We start from the raw sequence: 18,924 nt of genomic DNA on the forward strand, positions 1-18,924 counted from the left end.
TCCCCTCATGACTGTCTGTGGCGAGGGGATTCATCGGAATGCCGCACCACCCCGTTCGGCTGCGAAGCAGTCGTAAATGCGGACGTTTCGCTAAATCCCCTCGCCACTCCATCGGCCTCCGCCGGATACAGGGACTGCGACACCGAGCATTCGGCACCGACGACGTCCTGTGACGGGTGCCGGCCGAAGATCATCGCCAGGGTGCCGCTGACCGCGATCAGCCCGGCACCGATCATCAGCGACACATCCATCAACGTCCCCCAGATCAGGCTCGACAACAGGAACGCCCAGATCAGCCCGGTGTACTCGAACGGCGCCAGCACGGTCGCGGTGGCGCGCTGGAAACTGGCGAATAGCAGAAACTGGCCGATCCCGCCCATCAGCCCCGCGCCGAGCATGCCCAACCAGGCGGGCGTCGGTGTCGGGGTATGGGTCCAGGGCAACGCCACGGCCATGCAGATGACGAACACCACATTGGTGATCAGCATTTGTTCCAGCACCGACGTCTGGTCATCGACCTGGCGCAACTGGATATACGTGAACGCCCAACACATCGCTGCCAGCAGCGTCAGGACGATCGGCAACGGATCGGTCATGTTGTTGGGGCGACAAGCTATCACCACCCCGATGAAACCGATGATCAGGGCAAACCACTGCCAACCCGTGACGCGTTCCTTGAGAATCGCCGTTGCCAATACCGTGACCATGATCGGCGCGGAGAAATACAGGGTGGTCATCTCCGCCAGGGTCAGGTCCCGCGCTGCCGTGTAATACAACAGCCAGGCCGCAATCGACAGCAGACCGCGCCCCACCAGCAAACGCCGACTGGGCGAGCGCCAGGCGCGCTGCACCAGTTGCAGGCGCCCCACCAGCAGGCAGGCAACGGCCACCACGAGGGCGCGCCAGAACAGAATGGTGACCACCGAATAATCGGCCACCAGCCACTTGATGCCGGCGTCCTGCAAGGACAGAAAAGCATAGCCCAGCGTACACAGGCCAATGCCTTGCAACGAACGGTCGACCACGGGCGTGTTCATCATGCAGACCTGCGTACCGGCGTTCCGCGCCGTTCGGCAAAGGCAAACAGGCCCTCAATCAAGAACGTCAGGCAAACGTAGACACCGGCCACCAGCAGCAACGGTTCATAGACTTGCAGCGTTTGGGCGCGGACAACGTTGGCCGCGCCCAGCAAGTCGATCACCGCGATGGTCGAGGCCAGTGCCGTGGATTTAAGCAACATCACCGTTTCCCCGGCCAGGGTCGGCAACAGCAAGCGCAGCGCCCTGGGTAAACGCACCCGCCACAGGGCCTGGCGCGGGGTCATGCCAAAGGCTGAAGCCGCTTCCATTTCGCCTTTGGGCACCGCCAGCAGGCCGCCGCGAATCACTTCGCCGACATAGGCCCCCATCGACACCACCAGGGCAAAGACGATGTACCAATAACCATCACGCAGATAGGGCCAGAGAAAACTGCTGCGGATCAGCGGAAACTGCGCGAACAGGCTGCCGATCCCGTAGTAGAAGATGTAGATCTGGATCAGCAACGGCGTACCGCGCGTCACGCTGGTGTAGAACAGGCTGAGCTTGGCGATCAGCCTGTTTTTCGAGATTCGCGCCAGTGCCACCAGCACGGCCAGTGCGTAACCGAACACGCTGGAAACCAACAGAATGGTGATGGTCGTTTGCAGCCCTCGGAGCAACAGTGCCCCGTATTCAATGGTCCACGCAGGAATCATTTCAATCTCTCAGCCGGTTTAGTCAACAAGAGGCATCCAGCGACGAATGCGTCGCTCCAACCGTCCCGACAGATAGTTGGACACCAGCGTCACCGCGTAATACAGGGCGGCGGCCGTGAGGTAGAACAACAGGTAGTGACGCGTCGAACCTGCGCCTTGCTTGGCGGTGTACAGCAGCTCGTTGGTGCCGACCACGCTGATCAGCGCACTGTCCTTGATCAGGTTGATCCACAGATTGGCCATTCCTGCCATCGCATAGGGCGCCATGATCGGCAGCGTGACGCGACGGAACAGACCAAAGCCGTGCAGACCGAATGCCTTCGCCGCTTCGATCTGACCAAAAGGAATCGCCTGGATCGCCGCGCGGAAAATTTCCGAGGCGTAGGCGCCCTGCACCAGCCCCAGTACCACGATGGCCGCCAGCGGACCGCTGACATTCACCACGCCATGACCAAGCGAGGTCATCAGCGCGTTGAGCAACATGGAACCGACGTAATACAACAGCAGGATCAGCAGCAACTCCGGCACCGCGCGAAACAAGGTGGTGTAGCCGCGGGCCAGCGCAGCAATCGGTTTCGGCGCGCCCAGCTTCAGACAGGCCACCACCAGCCCGATGGCCAACCCGAGCACAAAGGCCCCGGCCGATATCTGCAGGGTCATCCAGAGCCCCTTGAGCAGCGCCCCTCCCCACCCTTGTTCGCTGAAACCGATCAAATCGAACATAGCTGGCATTTCAGTCTCCAGTCAGAGCACCACCGAACCTTGTGGGAGCGAGCAGGCTTGCTTCCACAAGGGGGACTCGGCGCCCAGGTCATCAGAACGTCGGTTTCACGCTGGTACCGAAGTAGCTCTGGGACAGGTCGTCGTAGTCCTTGCTCGCCAGCAGTTCCTGGATGGCCTTGTCGAGCTTGGCCTTGAGTTCGGTGTCGTCCTTGCGCAGGCCGGCGCCCACGCCCTTGCCGAAGATCGGGTCGTACGGCACGGTGCCGAGGTAGTCCAGGTTGCTTTTGCTGGCGTCCGGGGTCTTGACGAAGGCCGCCATGGCCGTGCCGTCTGCCATCATCAGGTCGATGCGGCCGGCAATCAGGTCGGCGTTCACCGAGTCCTGGGTGTCGTAATACTTAACATCGGCAATTTTTTCGTAGTAGGTCTTCAGGTAGCTGGCGCTCACCGTCGAGTTCTGCACGCCGATGGTCTTGCCCTTGAGGTCGTCCGGGAATTTTTTCACGACCGCGTCCCTGGGCCCGACAATCGCCACCACCGAGTCGTAGTAAGCCTTGCTGAACGCGATCTGTTTTTCCCGCTCTTCGGTCACCGACATCGATGAGAAAATCACGTCGATCTTCTTGGCCAACAACGACGGAATGATCCCGTCCCACGCCACTTCCTTGATCTCGCATTCGGCTTTCATTTCGCTGCACAGCTTGTGGATCAGGTCGACCTCAAAGCCCTTCCATTCACCGTTGGCCTGTTTCTCGGTGTACGGCGGATAGGGTTCGGCCGCCACCGCGAACCTGATCGGTTGTGCGTGAGCAGCGCTCATGCCGGCCAGCATTACGCAGGCGGCGCCAGTCAACCAGTTTGCCAAACGTCGATTTCCCATGGTGTTCCCCGTCTTTTGTTGTTTTTAGCGAGTCTGATGAGCGTTGACGAATTGCCGGCAACGCTCGCTGCGTGGGTGTACGAACACTTCGTCCGGCGAACCGGTTTCCTCGATCAGCCCCTGATGCAAAAAGGCGACTTTGGAAGAGACATCGCGTGCGAAGGCCATCTCATGGGTCACCAGGATCATGGTCCGGCCTTCTTCGGCGAGAGAGCGGATCACCCGCAGCACTTCCCCGACCAGCTCCGGGTCGAGTGCCGAGGTGGGTTCATCGAACAGCATGACCTTGGGCCGCATGGCCAGAGCCCGGGCGATGGCCACCCGTTGTTGCTGTCCCCCGGAGAGAAACGCCGGGTACTCGTTGCGCTTGGCCGCCAGCCCCACGCGCTCGAGCAAGGCTTCGGCCCGTTCAGTGGCCTCCGCCTTGCTTTCGCGCAGGACCTGGGTTGGTGCTTCGATCAGGTTTTCCAGCACTGTTCGATGGGGCCAGAGGTTGAAGTTCTGGAACACCATGCCCAGGCTGGAACGTATACGTACCAACTGTTTTGCGTCAGAAACCAGCGGAGCACCGGGGCGCGAGTGGTTCAGGTGAATGCTTTCGCCGTCCACCAGAATGCGTCCCTGGTCCGGCACTTCGAGCATGTTGATGCAGCGCAGCAAGGTGCTCTTGCCCGAACCGCTGGCACCGATCAGCGAGATCACCTCGCCTTCGCGGGCCGTCAGGGACACGCCCTTGAGCACTTCAATATTGCCGAAGCGTTTGTGCAGGCGCTCGACTTCGATCATGGTCCGGGCGGCGACCGGTTCGGCCTCTGCCGAGGACGTCACGCGACTGATCACGGGCCGTGGTGCTTCGCCCTTGAGCACCAGGACGAAATCGCGGATTCGCTGGCAGGCCTCGGCCAGCCGTTCTTCACCGAGAGTGAACGACAGCCGCACGAAACCCTGCGCCGGTTCACCGAAGGCCGCGGCATCCAGCACCGACACCCGCGCCTCGCGCAACAGCCGCCAGGCGAACTCCAGCGAACTCAGGCCGGTGGCACGCACGTCCACCAGCACGAACATGCCGGCGTCGGGCTTGAGCACGCTGATACCCGGACACTCCGACAACCCGGCTACCAGCAGATCGCGACGCCGCCGATAGATGTCACGCATGCCGTGGGTGACTTCGTCGTGGGCCTGCACGGCCTTGAGTGCCGCTTCCATGGCGAACCCCGGCAAGCCGTAGAGCATGCTCAACACCAGGGTTTCGGCATGGGCGATCAGCGCCGGATGGGCGACGATCCAGCCGATTCGCCAACCGGTCATGGCGTGGGATTTCGACAGGCTGGCAATCACCACGCAACGCTCGGCCATGCCCGGCAAGGCCGCCATGCTCAGGTGGTCGCGCCCGAACGCCAGGCTTTCATAAACTTCGTCGACCACCACCCACAGGTCATGGGCGATGGCCAGATCAGCGATGGCTTGCAGTTCTTCGCGGTTGAGCATGACCCCGGTCGGGTTGTTCGGGTTGGACAGGAAAATCGCCCGGGTCCGCGGCGTGATGGCTTTGGCCAGCACCGCCGCATCGAGGCGGAAATCATCGTCCGCCGAGCACGGCACCCGCACCAGCGTCGCGCCGGAGGCCTTGAGCGTGGCCTCGTACGTCACATACATCGGATCCAGGGCAATCACTTCGTCGCCGGCGCTGAGCAGGCACATCGAGGTGACGAACAACGCGTTCTGTGCCCCCGCCACCGCGATCACGTTGGCCGCTTGCAACTCGCGGCCGAACAGTTTGCGGTAGCGCGTGGCGAGGGCTTCGCGCAAGGTTGGGCGACCGGCGATTTCCGTGTAGTGAGTGTCGCCTTCGCGCAGGGCCTGGATGGCGGCTTCGGTGATGAAGTCGGGCGTAGGGAAGTCCGGATCGCCGACACTGAGAATGATCACATCTTCCCCACCGCGCCGTGCTTCAAACGCGGCATTGTGGATGTCCCAGGCGGCAACGCCTTGCCCCGAGATCCGCTCAACAAAGGGTGAAAACCGCATGCCAGTGCCTCGTTCAAAATGAAGAAACGCAAGCCCGCAACCAGCCGGGAGAGAAGGTGGAACGAACATAGTCCAAGCTGAACAGTCGTTCAACAGAAAACTGATCGGGGTTCGTGTTCAGCGTAAACAGGTCGTTTTTACGACAGTCTGCGGGAGCGAGCCTGCGCGCGAAGAGGCCATAACATCCAACATTCATGCTGACTGACCCACCGCTTTCGCGAGCTCGCTCCCACAAGAGGCGGTGGTGGGACACCCATTTCATCAGCAACATAAATCCCCTGCGGGAGCGAGGGATTGCCTACCACCCACCCTTCTGGCGTCTATGCTGCTGTGATATTCCTCGGTCGGAACCGCGCAATGCCTCCATCCGCCAGCCCATTGCTGCTGTTTGCCGTGCTTGCCCTTGGCGGATGCGTACGCTTGGGGCCGGACTTCCAGTCGCCCGGCGAGCCCTGGGTCGATCACTGGAATACGCCGAACCTCGACCACGCCAGCCAGCGGGCGTTGCAACCGGACATTCGCCAGTGGTGGGAGATTTTTGCCGATCCAACCCTGAACCAGTTGATCGCTGAAGCCGACGCGAACAATTCCAGCCTAAGGATTGTCGGCCTGCGGGTGATGGAGGCCCGCGCGCAATTGGGCATCGCCGAAAGCGGCCGCTACCCGCAACTGCAGCAGATCAGTGCCGACAGTGTATATGTCCACCGTGATCAATCCGGCGGGCGCAATCCGGTAGACAGTCGTTTCTGGCAGCACAGCGCCGGTTTCGATGTGGGCTGGGAGCTGGATTTCTGGGGTCGTTTCAGCCGCGCCATCGAGGCGTCCGATGCCAGCTATTTCGCCGCCGAAGCCAACTATGACGACGCCTTGGTCTTGCTTCGTGCGCAGGTGGCCGACAGCTACTTTTCCCTGCGCACCACCCAGGCCCGTCTGCGGGTGGCCGAGGAAAACGCCCGCCAGCAGCAACGCAATTACGAGATCACCGAAAAGCTGTTCAAGAGCGGCCAGACCGCCGAACTCGACCTGCAACAAGCCAAGACCCAATACCTCGGTACCCTGAGCAGCATCCCCGTGCTGCAGGATCAACTGGTGCGCTTGCGCAATGCCCTGGCGGTGCTGATCGGTCAGCCGCCGGGAGCACTGCCGCTGGTGGTCGAGAACAACGGACTGATCCCGCTGGTGGACCGCGCTGTGCTGCAGGATGTGCCGGCCCAGCTGCTGCTGCGCCGTCCCGACGTGCGCGCTGCCGAATTGAATGTCGCCGCGCAGTCGTCGCTGGTAGGCGTCGCCGAAACCGATTTCTACCCATCGCTGAGCCTGCTCGGCAGCATTGTCTGGTCCACCGATACCTTGAGCGGCAGTTCCCGCAGCCTGGATCTGATCGGCGGCCCGAGCTTGCGCTGGAATGTGTTCGATTACGGCCGCATCAGCAATAACGTGCGGGTGCAGGACGCGCGCTTGCAACAGTTGATCGAGGCTTATCGCGACAAAGTGCGCCAGGCCGCGCGCGAGGCGGACGATGCCGCCAATGGCCTGACCCAGGCGTTGAAGCGCGAACGCATCCTGCGTGAGGCCGAAGGCGCGGCGAAACGTTCGCTGGAGCTGGCCAACGCGCTTTATCGCGAGGGCTATTCGGACTTTCAGCGGGTACTGGACGCCCAGCGCGCCCTGCTCGATACCCAGGACAGCTATCTGGTCAGTCGGGGTGATGCGGTGAGTAATGTGATTGCTCTGTACAAGGCCTTGGGCGGTGGCTGGTACAGCGCCCAGGCCAAAGTCGATCCGGCCACGCGCCGGCAAATGGAACAACGCACCGATTGGGGCGACTTGCTGTCCGAGCCTCAGCCCGCTGCCTCCTTTCCCAACCCGGTAACCCACCATGACTGACGCCGCGCCTCCCTCCTCCGATGCTCCGCAGCCAGCGGCCGCCGATCCGACGAAAAAAGGCATCAAATGGGTACTGCTGCTGATCGTCGTAAGCCTGGCCTGGTATCTGTTGGCTGACCGTTTCACGCCCTACACGCAACAGGCACGGGTCGGTGCGTTCGTGATTCCGGTGGCGGCGGAAGTCGCGGGCCGGGTAATCCGCGTGCATGTGCGCAACAACCAGGACGTCAAGGCCGGGGACGTGATCTTCGAAATCGACCCGCAGCCGTATCAGATCTCGGTCGACCGGGCGCGGGCAGACCTTGAATCCACCCGCCGGCAGATCGGCGCCAGCACCGCCGGCATCGCCTCGGCGCAGGCCAACCTGCGGGCGGCACAAGCCAATGAACTCAAGGCACGCCAGGACAATCAACGCCTGGAAGGCCTGTACCGCGAAGACCCCGGCACCATCTCCGTACGTCTGCTGGAAGTCTCCCGCGCCAACCACGAAGCCGCCGTCAGCAAGGTCGCCGCGGCACGCGCCGAAGTGCAGCGCGCCCGTGAGCAGGAGGGCGGCAGCGAGGAAGACAACGCCCTGCTGCGCAGCGCCGCCACCGCCCTGTCGAAAGCCGAACTGGATCTTGCCAACACTCAGGTTCGTGCTCGCTCGGCCGGGCTGATCACCGACTTGCGCACCGACGTCGGCCAGTTCGCCGCGGCGGGCAACCCGGTGATGACCCTGATCGCGATCCACGATGTATGGATCAGTGCCGACATGACCGAAAACAACCTTGCCTTGGTCCAGCCCGACTCACCGGTGTCGATCGTGCTCGATGCGCTGCCCGGCGAAGTGTTCGAGGGCCGCGTGCGCAGCGTCGGTTATGGGGTCAGCGTAGGCCAGCCGCCCGCCCCCGGCAGTCTGCCGACGGTGCAGAACAGCCGTGACTGGCTGCGCCCGGCGCAGCGATTTCCGGTGATTATCGAGTTTTCCCCCGAGTCACTGAGCATGCTCAAAGACAACCGCGCCATCCGTGCCGGTGGCCAGGCCGAGGTCATGGCGTTCCCCGACGAAGGCAATCTGCTAAACCCGCTGGGTCACGGGTTTCTGTGGCTGATGAGTTGGCTGTCGTATGTCTATTAAGCATCAACGCTCGCCAAGGACGCAGCGCGCCTTGCGCCTGGCCGGCGGCACGGCCTTGTGCCTGGCGGCGAGTTACGGCCTGGCACTGCCGATTCCCTTTTTGGCACCGGTCTTGTGCGCACTCTTGCTGGTGTCGATCAACCGTCCGTTGTCTTTGAAGGCGGCCGTAGTGCTTGGATTGGTGGCAGTACTGACCACCGGTATCGGCTTGCTGCTGATACCGGTGCTGCGTTATTTCGCCTTCAGTGGTGTGCTGTTGATCGGACTTTGCCTGTTTGGGGTGTTTCGCTTTGGCTTGCGAGGCGGCAACAACCTGATTGTCACGTTCCTGGTGATTGGCCTGACCATGATTTCCTCGGCGGGGATTGCCGACTTCGACTTGGCACTCACGGTGATCTCGGCATTGGTCGCAGGTTTACTGTTGGCGGTGCTGGTCGGAATGCTGAGCCACTGGCTGTTCCCCGAACCGGATAATGTACCGGCCCCACCCGCCGCGGGCGCATTGCCGGCCAGCGAAGTCCACCGTGTGGCCCTGCGCGCGACGTTGATTGTGATACCGGCTTTCCTGCTGGCGCTGATCGACCCGGCCAGTTATCTGCCCATCGTCCTCAAGGCGGTCAATCTGGGGCAACAGAGCTCGACGACCTCCGCGCGCAACGCCGGACGCGAACTGGTCGGTTCAACCCTGCTTGGCGGCTTGCTGGCCATTCTGTTCTGGTGTGCGCTCAGCCTGTTCGTGCACCTGTGGATGTTCTTTTGGTGGATGTTGCTGTTCACGCTGCTACTGGCCCGCAAGCTCTACGGACTGAGTCCGGGCCGATTCAGCCCCGGATTCTGGCTCAACAGCCTGATCACCCTGCTCATCCTGTTGGGCCAATCGGTGCAGGACAGCGCAGCGGGCAAGGACGTCTACACCGCGTTCGCGGTGCGCATGGGGCTGTTCATCGCCGTGACGCTGTATGCCTGTTTGATGGTGCATCTGCTCGATCAACGGCAAAAAACCATGATCAGGGCCTGATGCCGCACTCCTTGTGGGATCGAGCCTGCTCGCGAAGAGGTCATCAGCTTCAGCATCAATGTTGACTGACCCAGCGCTTTCGCGAGCAGGCTCGCTCCCACAGGATTAGCCCTGGCAGGTACAGGCTCAGGGATTGACCTGATAACCCTTGCCCTGCAAACAACTGGTATAGGCCGTCGAGGTGGTCGCGGCCGCGGGTTTTTCCTGGGCGCGGCGTTCCTGGCGCTGGCGTGAACCGCCGACCACGGCACCGGCGGCGGCAGTCTCTTTGGCGCGATTCTGCCGATAATCCTGCTTGGTATCGTCATCGACGCGATCATAGAACTCATCATGCTGACGGCCACGCACTTGCGCCCCCGCCGCCCCGGCCGCCGCACCCACGGCGGCACCCTTGAGCCGACCGCCGGACGCCGTGGTTGACGTCGACGAAGCCTGACTGGCGGCGATGCTGTGGCATTCGTTGATGTCCAGTTGAGTCTGTTGCGAGTTCTGGCCTTTGAGCGGCACCACGGTTTCGGCCCATCCCTGGGCACTGAAAACCGCCAATGCGACGCACAGGCTGAGGGGTGACAGTTTCATGGTGACCTCCGGATGGGCGTGGTTCACCCTCAAGAGATTGTAGATCACCCCGCTTCATCCACCTCCATGACCAGACTATTTCCGACCCAACGCACAGGTACCGCCTCCAACTGCGCGCCTTTACACGGCCCGTCGATGCAGTGTCCGTCCTGGAAACGGAACATCGCACTGTGATGCGCGCACATCAGGACCTTGCCGCGATAGGTGCAGAACGCCTGCGGGCGATAGTCCAGCGGCACCGAAAAGTGCGGGCATCGGTTGATGTAGACCCACACGTGCTCGCCTTGCCTCACGGCGATCAGTCCCGCCGGATGCAGTTGCCGGTGTTCGGGCAGGCCCAGGGCGCCACCGTCAGCGATGTCTTCGCGCTGGCACAACGTGATAGTGGTCATGATCAGGCACGCATTTCAGGATTGCCCAGGCTCCAATGCCAGGGACGAATCTGGATATTGGCAAACAGTCCGGCCTGTACATAGGGGTCGTCCTGGATGAACGCTTCCACCTCCGGCAGGCTGCCCGCCTCGACCACCAGCAATGTGCCATTCATCGCGGTCCCGGCTTCATCCAGGGTCGGACCGCCCAGACGCACCACGACACGATGCTTCCCGGCGCGCAAATGGGCTTGATGACTGGGTCGCAAGCGCTGACGCAACGCCTGGGAATCCGGATGATCGGTGGCATATACCGCAAAAAACTGGCCCATGCTTCACTCTGTTTCCATGACGAATTCGTAACACGCCCGTTTGAACGGCAATGGAATATCCAGTTGTTCGGACACGTCATCATGGGTGACCCGGTCCTCATAAATCACCTGTAACGACTGTTTCACGCCGAACACGGCATCGGACTCCAGGTACGGATCATCGTGATTGAACAAGTGGGTCACCAATTTGCGATACCCCGGTACATCGATCATGAAGTGCAGGTGCGCGGGCCGCCACGGATGGCGATTGGCCGCATCAAGCATGCGACCGACCGGGCCATCGGTAGGAATCGGGTAGCACACAGGGACAATCGTACGAATGGCGAAATAGCCGTCGGCATTGGTGCGATAGCGACCGCGCAGGTTACCGAACGGCTGTTCGGTGTCCTGGCCCGAATACATACCATTTTCGGCGGTCTGCCAGACATCCAGCACCGCGCCGGCCAGGGGATTGCCTCGGGTATCGACCACGCGACCGCGCACCAGCGCCGTTTCACCGGGGGTGAACGCCATGTTCTCGCCGAATTCACGCTCAGGCATGCCTTCGATGTAGAACGGCCCGAACACCGTAGTGTCGGTGGCATTGGCACTGTGCCGGTGGTTGATCGCGTCGACCAGCATCGAAACACCGAGGGTATCGGACAGCAGAATGAATTCCTGACGCACACGGCCATCGCATTTGTGGCCGGTTTCGGTGAGAAAGCGGATGCCTTCAAACCATTCCTGCTCGGTCAGTTCGACCTCACTGACAAACCCGTGCAGGTGGCGCACCAGGCTTTGCATGATCTGTCTGTAACGCGGGTTGGGCGCATTTTTGAAGCTGTTCAGCGCTTTTTCAGAGATCAGTGATTCGATGATTTTGTCTTGATCGGTCATTGTTATTATTCCGACGGGATGAGATCAGGCCGGCGCCAGGCCTTTCAAGGCGCGGCTCAGCAACGCTTCAATCGGGCGTTGTTCAAACGGCCGGGGATTGTAGTAAGGGCTGGCGCAGGCGATTTGCGCGGCTTCGGCCGGTCCGTTTTCAGGCAGGCCGATGTCCGCCAGCGCCAATGGAATACCCAGCTTGCGGTTCAGCGCGTACAGCAAGCCACCCACCTCGCTCGCCTCGCTGCCACCCAGGGCACGCGCCGCACGCTGCAACGGTCCTGCCGCCGCTTCACGGTTGTAATGGGCGGCATGGGGCAAGACGATGGCGTGCGCTTGTGCGTGGGGCAGATTGAAGGTTCCGCCCAGGGTGTGGCACAGCTTGTGGTGCAACGCCATGCCGACTGAACCAAGGCAGATGCCTGCCAGCCAGGCGCCGTACAACGCCTGGCTGCGCGCCTGCGGATCATTCGGATCATTGACCACGCCCGGCAACGCCTGCGCCAGCGAGCGTATCGATTCTTCAGCCATGAAGCCGATGATCGGGTTGGCGTCCTGGGCGTACAGCGCTTCAACGGCGTGGGCCATGGCGTTGATGCCCGAGCAGGCCGAAATCTGCGCTGGCAATGTCAGCGTCAATTGCGGGTCATAGATCACGGTTTTCGGCAAAACCCTGGGGTCACGTCCGGTTTTCTTGAGGCGGTTTTCGGTCAACCCGTAGATCGGCGTCATCTCCGAGCCGGCGTAAGTCGTCGGCACGGCTACGATCGGCAGTCCTGAATCCATGGCAATCGCCTTGCCCAGGCCGATGGTCGATCCACCGCCGATGGCCACGCAGCAATCGGCATCCAGACGTGCCGCTTCGACCCGCGCCGCTTGCGCCACTTCCAGCGGAACGTGCATCACCGCCTTCGAATAAACACCTGCCGCACGATCGCCGAGCAAAGCCGTGACCTGTTCACCGAGCCCGTGCTGCTCGGGCGTGGTGAGGATCAGCGCACGCCGGGCACCCAGCCGTTCGATCTCTTCAGCCAACGCCGAGAGCTTGCCCCAGCCGAACACCACGCGGGTCGGCAGGCTTTGGTAGATGAAAGCATTCATGGCAGGCCTCAGCGCTTGAAGTGTGGAGCGATTTTGGCGTCGACGTTGACCCAGACCGAGCGGGCCTCGGTGTAGTCGTGGATCGCTTCGAAGCCCATTTCACGGCCATAGCCCGATTGCCCGACACCGCCGAACGGGCTGCCTGGACTGACGCGTTTGTAGCAGTTGATCCAGCACATGCCGGCGTGAATCGCGTCGGCCATTTTGTGCGCCCGGGCCAGGTTCTGCGTCCACAGGCCACTGCCCAATCCGTACTCGGTGCCGTTGGCGATGGCCAAGGCTTCTTCGTCGGTGCTGAAACGCACCACGGTGACGAAGGGGCCGAAGACTTCTTCCTGACAGACTCGATCACCGGGCTTGGCCTCGACAACGGTGGGCTCGATATAAAAACCGTTGGCCAGCGCCTTGTCGTCCGGTGCCTTGCCGCCCGCCAGAATCTTGCCGCCTTGTTCAATGGCGATATCGACGTAAGACATCACGCGGTCACGATGCAGCGCCGAGGTCAGCGGCCCCATTTCGGTTTCTGGGTCCATCGGATTGCCGAGGCGAATAGATTTGGCCAGGGCGATGAAACGCTCAAGGAACGGGTCGGCGATGTCTTTGTGCAGAATCAAACGCGAACCGGCGATGCAGGCCTGCCCCTGATTGTGGAAGATCGCCCAGGCCGCGCCGTTGACCGCCGCTTCCAGATTGGCGTCTTCAAACACAATATTGGCGCCCTTGCCGCCCAGCTCCAGTTGAATGCGCTTGAGATTGCTTTTCGACGCTTCAACAATCCGCCGCCCCGTCGCCGTGGACCCGGTAAAGGCAATCTTGCCCACATCCAGGTGTTCGGCCAGTGCCTGGCCCGCGGTATGACCGTAACCCGGCACCACGTTGACCACGCCTTTGGGGAAACCGACTTCCGTCATCAGTTCGACGATGCGCAAAGTCGTCAGCGGGGTGATTTCCGACGGCTTGATGACGATGGTGTTGCCTGCTGCGAGCGCCGGGCCCATTTTCCAACTGGTGAACATCAACGGAAAGTTCCAGGGCACGATCTGCCCCACCACACCAATCGGCTTGCGCTGCACATAATTGAGGAAGCCGGCTTCGACCGGAATCACCGAACCTTCAATCTTGTCGGCCATCCCGCCGAAATAGCGGAAACAGGCGGCGGTGCGCGGCACGTCGAGGCCACGGGAATCACGAATCGGATGCCCGGTGTTGAGGGATTCGAGCTGCGCCAGCTCTTCACCGCATTCTTCGATCCTGTCCGCCAGTTTGAGCAACAGCCGCCCGCGTTCGGCGGCGCCCAGGGCCGACCAGGCCGGGAACGCATGCTTGGCGGCGGCCACGGCGAGATCGATGTCAGCGGCTTCGGCGGCGGCAATGCGGGTGATCAGCGAGCCGTCATGGGGCGAGACGACGTCGATGGTGCCACCGGCGACCGCATCCACGAATCGGCCATCGATATAGAGCTGATTTTGCATAATGATTTCCTCGCACCGCGCCTTGGGCGCAGTGTCTGATGACTTGATTCTTGATCGCCAAGCCCGACAGCTGCCGGGCCGGACACCGTTCTCAGAACTCGATCGGATACGGCTTCAGTTCGCCGCTTTCGTAGCGCTGTGGCAGGTTCGGCGTGGCGTTTTCCCAGACCATCAGCATCGAGCGCTTGGTGGAATAGCCCTGGTGGCGAATGTCGGCGGGCATGGCGCAAATGTCGCCGGCACGCATGGTGATGCGGGCACGCGGGTTACCGTCTTCCTTGTCGCCGACATCCCAGATGATCTCGTCGGACAGCTGCAAGAACCACTCGACCCGGTCATTGCCATGGAACACCGGCAGGATGAACTCTTCGGTGGTCGGGCAGAACAGGCTGGCTTTGCACACGGAGGTTACAGACGGGTTCCAGGTCACGTCGGAGCGCGACAGGTACTTGAACAGGCTGAAGGCATGCAGCTCGCCTTCGAAACCTTCAGCGGCGTGCACTTCGGGTTCCTCCTGGGAAACATCGATGAACTGGCGATTGACCGGCAGGTCGTTGCGCAGTGGCGAGTCGTCTTTCAGGCCCGGCATGCGTTTGGTGGCGATGCGGAAGCGTTCGATGGCCTCGATGTTGTTGCCATTCTTGCGACCGAAGGCGCTGCCGGTTTCTTCCGGTGCGGCGAAGGGGTCGAAGGTGGCATTGGTCCAGTCGCGCAGGATCGCCTTGAAGGTCGCCATGATCAGCGGTGTTTCGAAGTTCTCGGTGTAGTTGACCCCGGCGGCCTTGAGCGTGCCGTTGAAGGTGCCGGCATACAGGTCGACTTTTCCGTAGTAATTGCGCGTGCCGATAACATGATCGAAGTTGACCCAACCGTAGAAAAAGCCCCAGGCCACATCCCGCATCAGGGCGCGGAGGAAGGCATCCACCGGAATCAGGTGCGAACGGGTCTGTCCTTTGGCGGGCCAGGTGATACGGGCAAAATATTCGTCGCGCGACAGTTCGAAGGCGCCCAACTGGAAGGTGCAATAGCCGGTCACGGGATGGGGCGGGCTGATCTGGACGTCATCGTCGGCAAACAGTGCGGTGTCGGCAGCGGTTTCAAGCATGGCCATGTCGGGATTCCTCTTGTTTTTGTTGGCGGGGGTGGCTGGGCTGATCACTTGAAGCAGATGTCTGCCCACTTCTCGACCGACAACGGTCCTTTGATGGTTTGCTGCAGGATCACGCCCGGACGGCTGGCTTCGAAGCGATAGGCGGTTCCCACTGGCAACAGGCACTGATGGCCGCGCTTGAGCAGCACGTAACCCATGGGTTTGCCGGCGGGAACCTCACCGGCCAGTCGCGTGCCCTCGCCGTCTTTCAAGGGCGCATCGAGCTTGAGGAAATCCACCCGTACTTCACCGTCCATGACGATGGCGAATTCGTCGTGTGCTGCCGTGTACCAGGGCGATTGGCCTTCGGCGCGCAGGGTTTCGACGACGTAGCCCAGATTCAGGCCGACCACGACCTTTTCGTAAGGAAGCGATTTGTCTGCCACTTCGAAGATATTCGAAAAGGCGTAATGACTGGCCTGGCCACTGATGATTTCAAGCGACCCTTTGCTGTAATTGGACAGCGAGCCGAAGACTGTTTCGATTGCCGCGCTACTCATGGTTTTCACCGTTTTGTTGTTGTAGTAACAGTGAGCCAACAGTACGTCGCCCCCCTTGCTGGAACAATCAGGCAGTCGGCGACAACAGTGTTCGCGAAACGCAAACAGTGGGGGCACTGCAATCCTGGTGGGAGCGAGCCGGCTCCGGGCGGCGTTCCGACGAAGACGGAGAGTCAGCCAACATCCCTGCCGGATGTAAAACCGCATTCGCGAGCAGGCTCGCTCCCACAGGTCTGGTGTATGACTCAGCGCACCCAGCCACGCTCCAGCAAAGGCTTGTCCCAGCAGGGTTCGTCGCCGAAGTTTTCCACCAGGAAGTCGATCAACGTCCGTACTTTCAGGGCTCGGCGCTGGGTCGCGGGGTACACCGCGGAGAAATTGAAGGAGGACAAGGCGTACTCCGGCAGCACTGGAATCAGGCGTCCGCTTTGCAGATCGTCGCTGGCCACCAGGGTCGGCAAACAGACGATACACACCCCGGTTGATGCGTAATCACGCAGCAGATGCACGGAGTTCGAACGCACCTGACCTGGCAGGCTCAGTTCCACTTGCTCATCCTCCCCGCTGAAGATCCAGCGGTTGCGCGACGGGTAGCCCTCATACAGGGCAATCTTGTGTTGCAGCAATTGCTGGGGGTGCGTGGGCATGCCGAATTCTTCGGCATAGTCGGGGGACATGCAGAACAATCGGCGAACACTGAACAGTTTGCGTTCGATGAGGGTTTCCGCCATGGGCGGGAACATCTGGAACGCCACATCGAAGCCTTCTTCGATCGGGTCGACCACCCGGTCGTTGACGATGACGTCCACCTCGATGTCCGGATACAGCCGCGTGAACTCGGCCAGCATCCTGCCGAAGTGACCGATGGCAAACCCCGGCAGCATCTGCACCCGCAGTTTTCCGGTGGGTTTGGCGCGCAACTCGCGCATGTGTTCGGTCAACGAGTTGAAACTCGCGACCATGTCGGCGCACTCCCGGTAGTATGTTTCCCCTACTTCCGAGAGCCGCACGTGGCGTGTGCTGCGATGGAACAACGGCGCATTGATGAACTGTTCCAGTTGCTGGATGCGGTGGGTGATCACCGAGCGGGTCACGCCCAGTTGCTGGGCGGCCCTGGCGAAGTTGCCGGTTTCGGCCACTCGCACAAAGGCTTCGACACTGAGTAAACGATCCATGGGGCAGGTTCTCTGGATGTTTTTGTTCTTATAGGAACAGCGAGGTTAGCCTGTCGGCACCTCGCACTCCAGATACCGGACGGCAAGTCATGCCCGGGGTTGCACCGACAACCGCCGCTGCATGGGAAAAACCTGCCAGCCCAGCCGTTCACTGATCAGCCCCCACACCCCTTGCGGCGCCTTGAGCATCATCACTACCGCGACCACACCCAGAATGATCATGTACACGGCGCCGTATTGGGCCAGGCATCCACGCAACGCAAAATAGATCAACGTGCCGATCAAAGGCCCCTCCAGGGTGCCGATACCGCCGATGATGACGATGAAAATCACCACCGCCGTCCAGTCCTGCAGGTTGAACGCCGCATCCGGGGATATCCTCAGCTTTTGCAGGAAGATCAGCGCCCCGACCACCCCGGTGCAACCGGCCGCCAACACGTACACCATCAGCTTGGTGCGGAAGGTATTGACCCCCAGGCTGCCGGAGGCCGGCTCGGAATCGCGGATCGACGCCAGGGCCAGGCCCTGGCGCGAACGCAGCAGGAAGAACACCACCGCCACCGCGCCGATGGCGATGGCCAGTGCGGTGAAGTAGATCAGCATCTCGCGCCCGTCACGGTCATTGCCGATCTGCCGTACGATCGCCGCCGGCAGACTTTGCCCGGAGCCGCCGCCCAGACTGCTCATCTGTGCCAGCCCCAGGCGGAAGACTTCGGCCACCACCCAGGTGCCGATCGCAAAGTAAGCGCCGCGCAGCCGGAACACGATCAACGCGGTGGGAATCGCCAACAGTGCGACCACCACACCCGAAAGCAGCACCGCGAACAAGGGTGGCACCCCCAGTTGCGTCGACAGCATGAACAACAGATAGCCACCCAGGCCGACAAACGCCTGCTGCCCGACTGAAACCATGCCGGCGTAACCCGCCAACAGGTTCCACATTTGCGCCAGGGCCAGGTAATAGGCGAACTCCACCACCAGCCGCAGACTGGCGCGATCAGCCCAGAACGGTGCACTGATCAGCACCAGCACGCACAGCCCGAGCAATGACAGGCCGACCCGGCTGCTGGTGGTTGTGCGTTGTACGCGGTAAGTCAGCGCAGGACTATTCAAGGCATTCATCAGTCGACACTCCGGGGAAACAGGCCACGCGGGCGCACGACCAGGATCAGCAGAAACACAAGGTGACCGGCGAGGATCTGCCAGCCGGGATCGATTTTTGCGCCCAGCGCCTGGGCGATGCCCAGAATCACCCCGCCCGCCAGGGTGCCCCACAGGCTGCCCAGGCCGCCGATGATCACGGCTTCAAAGCCGTACAACAGACGCGCCGGCCCTACGGTGGGATCGAAACTGGTGCGAATCGCCAGGAACACCCCGGCGATCGACACCACCGCCATCGCCAGCGCCATGGCCAGGCCGAAAATATGTGCGTTGTTGACACCCATCAGCCGTGCAGTCTGCTGGTCATCGGAAGTGGCGCGGAACGCACGGCCCAACTCGGTTTTATAGAACAGCAATTGCAGGCCGCCGATGATCAGCAATGCACTGCCGAACACCATCAGCGGCATGATCCCCACGCTGAGGCTGCCCAAGCCGACGCTCGCGACTTCCAGATCGCCCTGGGACAGCTTCTGGCTGTCGGCGCTGAAAAACTCCAGCAACACGTTTTGCACGATGATCGACAGACCGAAGGTCACCAGCAGCGGCGGCAGAATGTCCTGGCCGAGTGTCCGGTTGAGCAGGCCGCGCTGCAGCAGGTAGCCGAAACAGAACATCACCGGCACGACGATCACCAGGCTGGCCAGCGGACTGAAACCCAGCTGGTTGACCACCATCAGCGCCAGGTACGACGCCAGTACGATGAAATCGCCATGGGCGATATTGACCAGGCGCATGATGCCGAACATCAGCGACAGCCCTACCGCGAACATGGCGTAGAGACCACCGAGCAACATGCCCTGCAGAAGCGTATTGAGCCATTCCATC

19 protein-coding genes are annotated in these 18,924 nt (G+C 61.5%); 3 read left to right on the plus strand and 16 right to left on the minus strand.

Translation table 11 applies throughout. The features are described from left to right. Positions 1–5: 5 nt before the first annotated feature. From AC07ZE_RS15265 to AC07ZE_RS15285, 5 genes are all read right to left on the minus strand, one after another. Positions 6–1,037 (minus strand): DMT family transporter, encoded by a 1,032-nt coding sequence (locus AC07ZE_RS15265; RefSeq protein WP_259331958.1) that lies wholly within the window; start codon positions 1,035–1,037, stop codon positions 6–8. After that, positions 1,037–1,735 carry an ABC transporter permease subunit gene (locus tag AC07ZE_RS15270; protein ID WP_207265544.1) on the minus strand — a complete coding sequence of 233 codons (699 nt, stop codon included), beginning with the start codon at positions 1,733–1,735 and terminating at the stop codon, positions 1,037–1,039. Before AC07ZE_RS15270 ends, AC07ZE_RS15265 begins: the two co-directional genes overlap by 1 nt. An 18-nt stretch (positions 1,736–1,753) precedes the next feature. Beyond that, a complete protein-coding gene (locus AC07ZE_RS15275) occupies positions 1,754–2,467 on the minus strand; it encodes an ABC transporter permease (RefSeq protein ID WP_207265545.1) in 714 nt (237 codons plus the stop codon). Positions 2,468–2,549: 82 nt separating this feature from the next. After that, positions 2,550–3,338, minus strand: a complete 789-nt coding sequence (locus tag AC07ZE_RS15280; RefSeq protein ID WP_207265546.1) for a transporter substrate-binding domain-containing protein — start codon at positions 3,336–3,338, stop codon at positions 2,550–2,552. A gap of 24 nt (positions 3,339–3,362) precedes the next feature. After that, positions 3,363–5,366, minus strand: a complete 2,004-nt coding sequence (locus tag AC07ZE_RS15285) for an aminotransferase class I/II-fold pyridoxal phosphate-dependent enzyme (protein ID WP_207265547.1) — start codon at positions 5,364–5,366, stop codon at positions 3,363–3,365. Positions 5,367–5,723: 357 nt separating this feature from the next. On the opposite strand from AC07ZE_RS15285, the gene AC07ZE_RS15290 reads away from it, so the two are divergent. Genes AC07ZE_RS15290 through AC07ZE_RS15300 form a run of 3 tightly spaced genes read left to right on the plus strand, consistent with a single transcriptional unit; the run spans position 5,724 to position 9,391 of the window. Next, positions 5,724–7,253, plus strand: coding sequence for a TolC family protein (locus tag AC07ZE_RS15290; RefSeq protein WP_207265548.1), 1,530 nt, complete (start codon positions 5,724–5,726; stop codon positions 7,251–7,253). Then, complete coding sequence (locus tag AC07ZE_RS15295) at positions 7,246–8,373, plus strand: HlyD family secretion protein (RefSeq protein ID WP_207265549.1); 1,128 nt, start codon at positions 7,246–7,248, stop codon at positions 8,371–8,373. The genes AC07ZE_RS15290 and AC07ZE_RS15295 overlap by 8 nt, the downstream gene beginning before the upstream one ends. Next, complete coding sequence (locus AC07ZE_RS15300) at positions 8,363–9,391, plus strand: DUF2955 domain-containing protein (RefSeq protein WP_207265550.1); 1,029 nt, start codon at positions 8,363–8,365, stop codon at positions 9,389–9,391. Before AC07ZE_RS15295 ends, AC07ZE_RS15300 begins: the two co-directional genes overlap by 11 nt. Positions 9,392–9,517: 126 nt before the next feature. Here AC07ZE_RS15300 and AC07ZE_RS15305 read toward each other — a convergent pair whose 3' ends face one another. The 11 genes from AC07ZE_RS15305 to AC07ZE_RS15355 form a co-directional block, all read right to left on the minus strand. Beyond that, the gene (locus AC07ZE_RS15305) at positions 9,518–9,970 is read right to left on the minus strand and encodes a YMGG-like glycine zipper-containing protein (RefSeq protein ID WP_207265551.1); all 453 of its coding nucleotides are present in this window, start codon (positions 9,968–9,970) and stop codon (positions 9,518–9,520) included. Positions 9,971–10,014: 44 nt separating this feature from the next. Continuing rightward, positions 10,015–10,362, minus strand: coding sequence for a Rieske (2Fe-2S) protein (locus AC07ZE_RS15310; protein WP_095194854.1), 348 nt, complete (start codon positions 10,360–10,362; stop codon positions 10,015–10,017). Between the two features lie 2 nt (positions 10,363–10,364). Beyond that, positions 10,365–10,673: a YciI family protein gene (locus AC07ZE_RS15315; RefSeq protein ID WP_207265552.1), complete on the minus strand. Its 309-nt coding sequence runs from the start codon at positions 10,671–10,673 to the stop codon at positions 10,365–10,367. 3 nt (positions 10,674–10,676) lie between these two features. Beyond that, entirely contained in the window at positions 10,677–11,549 is an 873-nt protein-coding gene (locus AC07ZE_RS15320) for a dioxygenase family protein (RefSeq protein WP_207265553.1), read from the minus strand. A 24-nt stretch (positions 11,550–11,573) separates the two neighbouring features. Beyond that, positions 11,574–12,641: a maleylacetate reductase gene (locus AC07ZE_RS15325; protein ID WP_207265554.1), complete on the minus strand. Its 1,068-nt coding sequence runs from the start codon at positions 12,639–12,641 to the stop codon at positions 11,574–11,576. A gap of 8 nt (positions 12,642–12,649) precedes the next feature. After that, positions 12,650–14,113 carry an aldehyde dehydrogenase family protein gene (locus AC07ZE_RS15330; protein WP_207265555.1) on the minus strand — a complete coding sequence of 488 codons (1,464 nt, stop codon included), beginning with the start codon at positions 14,111–14,113 and terminating at the stop codon, positions 12,650–12,652. A 91-nt stretch (positions 14,114–14,204) separates the two neighbouring features. Then, positions 14,205–15,224, minus strand: a complete 1,020-nt coding sequence (locus tag AC07ZE_RS15335; RefSeq protein WP_207265556.1) for a hydroxyquinol 1,2-dioxygenase — start codon at positions 15,222–15,224, stop codon at positions 14,205–14,207. A gap of 44 nt (positions 15,225–15,268) precedes the next feature. Then, positions 15,269–15,763: a cupin domain-containing protein gene (locus AC07ZE_RS15340; RefSeq protein WP_207265557.1), complete on the minus strand. Its 495-nt coding sequence runs from the start codon at positions 15,761–15,763 to the stop codon at positions 15,269–15,271. A 245-nt stretch (positions 15,764–16,008) separates the two neighbouring features. Further along, complete coding sequence (locus AC07ZE_RS15345; protein WP_095194848.1) at positions 16,009–16,938, minus strand: LysR family transcriptional regulator; 930 nt, start codon at positions 16,936–16,938, stop codon at positions 16,009–16,011. An 87-nt stretch (positions 16,939–17,025) separates the two neighbouring features. Then, positions 17,026–18,060 (minus strand): branched-chain amino acid ABC transporter permease, encoded by a 1,035-nt coding sequence (locus AC07ZE_RS15350; protein ID WP_207265558.1) that lies wholly within the window; start codon positions 18,058–18,060, stop codon positions 17,026–17,028. Beyond that, the gene (locus AC07ZE_RS15355) at positions 18,060–18,923 is read right to left on the minus strand and encodes a branched-chain amino acid ABC transporter permease (RefSeq protein WP_207265559.1); all 864 of its coding nucleotides are present in this window, start codon (positions 18,921–18,923) and stop codon (positions 18,060–18,062) included. Before AC07ZE_RS15355 ends, AC07ZE_RS15350 begins: the two co-directional genes overlap by 1 nt. Position 18,924 lies beyond the last annotated feature (1 nt).

Source organism: Pseudomonas sp. GW101-3H06 (assembly GCF_059424605.1).

Bases quoted from the DNA above. Each gene is read 5' to 3' on its own strand.
- AC07ZE_RS15295 (WP_207265549.1), top strand. From the start codon at position 7,246: ATGACTGACGCCGCGCCTCCCTCCTCCGATGCTCCGCAGCCAGCGGCC.
- AC07ZE_RS15275 (WP_207265545.1), bottom strand. From the start codon at position 2,467: ATGCCAGCTATGTTCGATTTGATCGGTTTCAGCGAACAAGGGTGGGGA.
- AC07ZE_RS15300 (WP_207265550.1), top strand. From the start codon at position 8,363: ATGTCTATTAAGCATCAACGCTCGCCAAGGACGCAGCGCGCCTTGCGC.
- AC07ZE_RS15320 (WP_207265553.1), bottom strand. From the start codon at position 11,549: ATGACCGATCAAGACAAAATCATCGAATCACTGATCTCTGAAAAAGCG.
- AC07ZE_RS15310 (WP_095194854.1), bottom strand. From the start codon at position 10,362: ATGACCACTATCACGTTGTGCCAGCGCGAAGACATCGCTGACGGTGGC.
- AC07ZE_RS15345 (WP_095194848.1), bottom strand. From the start codon at position 16,938: ATGGATCGTTTACTCAGTGTCGAAGCCTTTGTGCGAGTGGCCGAAACC.
- AC07ZE_RS15330 (WP_207265555.1), bottom strand. From the start codon at position 14,113: ATGCAAAATCAGCTCTATATCGATGGCCGATTCGTGGATGCGGTCGCC.
- AC07ZE_RS15325 (WP_207265554.1), bottom strand. From the start codon at position 12,641: ATGAATGCTTTCATCTACCAAAGCCTGCCGACCCGCGTGGTGTTCGGC.
- AC07ZE_RS15340 (WP_207265557.1), bottom strand. From the start codon at position 15,763: ATGAGTAGCGCGGCAATCGAAACAGTCTTCGGCTCGCTGTCCAATTAC.
- AC07ZE_RS15270 (WP_207265544.1), bottom strand. From the start codon at position 1,735: ATGATTCCTGCGTGGACCATTGAATACGGGGCACTGTTGCTCCGAGGG.
- AC07ZE_RS15335 (WP_207265556.1), bottom strand. From the start codon at position 15,224: ATGGCCATGCTTGAAACCGCTGCCGACACCGCACTGTTTGCCGACGAT.
- AC07ZE_RS15315 (WP_207265552.1), bottom strand. From the start codon at position 10,673: ATGGGCCAGTTTTTTGCGGTATATGCCACCGATCATCCGGATTCCCAG.
- AC07ZE_RS15285 (WP_207265547.1), bottom strand. From the start codon at position 5,366: ATGCGGTTTTCACCCTTTGTTGAGCGGATCTCGGGGCAAGGCGTTGCC.
- AC07ZE_RS15280 (WP_207265546.1), bottom strand. From the start codon at position 3,338: ATGGGAAATCGACGTTTGGCAAACTGGTTGACTGGCGCCGCCTGCGTA.
- AC07ZE_RS15350 (WP_207265558.1), bottom strand. From the start codon at position 18,060: ATGAATGCCTTGAATAGTCCTGCGCTGACTTACCGCGTACAACGCACA.
- AC07ZE_RS15355 (WP_207265559.1), bottom strand. From the start codon at position 18,923: ATGGAATGGCTCAATACGCTTCTGCAGGGCATGTTGCTCGGTGGTCTC.
- AC07ZE_RS15265 (WP_259331958.1), bottom strand. From the start codon at position 1,037: ATGAACACGCCCGTGGTCGACCGTTCGTTGCAAGGCATTGGCCTGTGT.
- AC07ZE_RS15290 (WP_207265548.1), top strand. From the start codon at position 5,724: ATGCCTCCATCCGCCAGCCCATTGCTGCTGTTTGCCGTGCTTGCCCTT.
- AC07ZE_RS15305 (WP_207265551.1), bottom strand. From the start codon at position 9,970: ATGAAACTGTCACCCCTCAGCCTGTGCGTCGCATTGGCGGTTTTCAGT.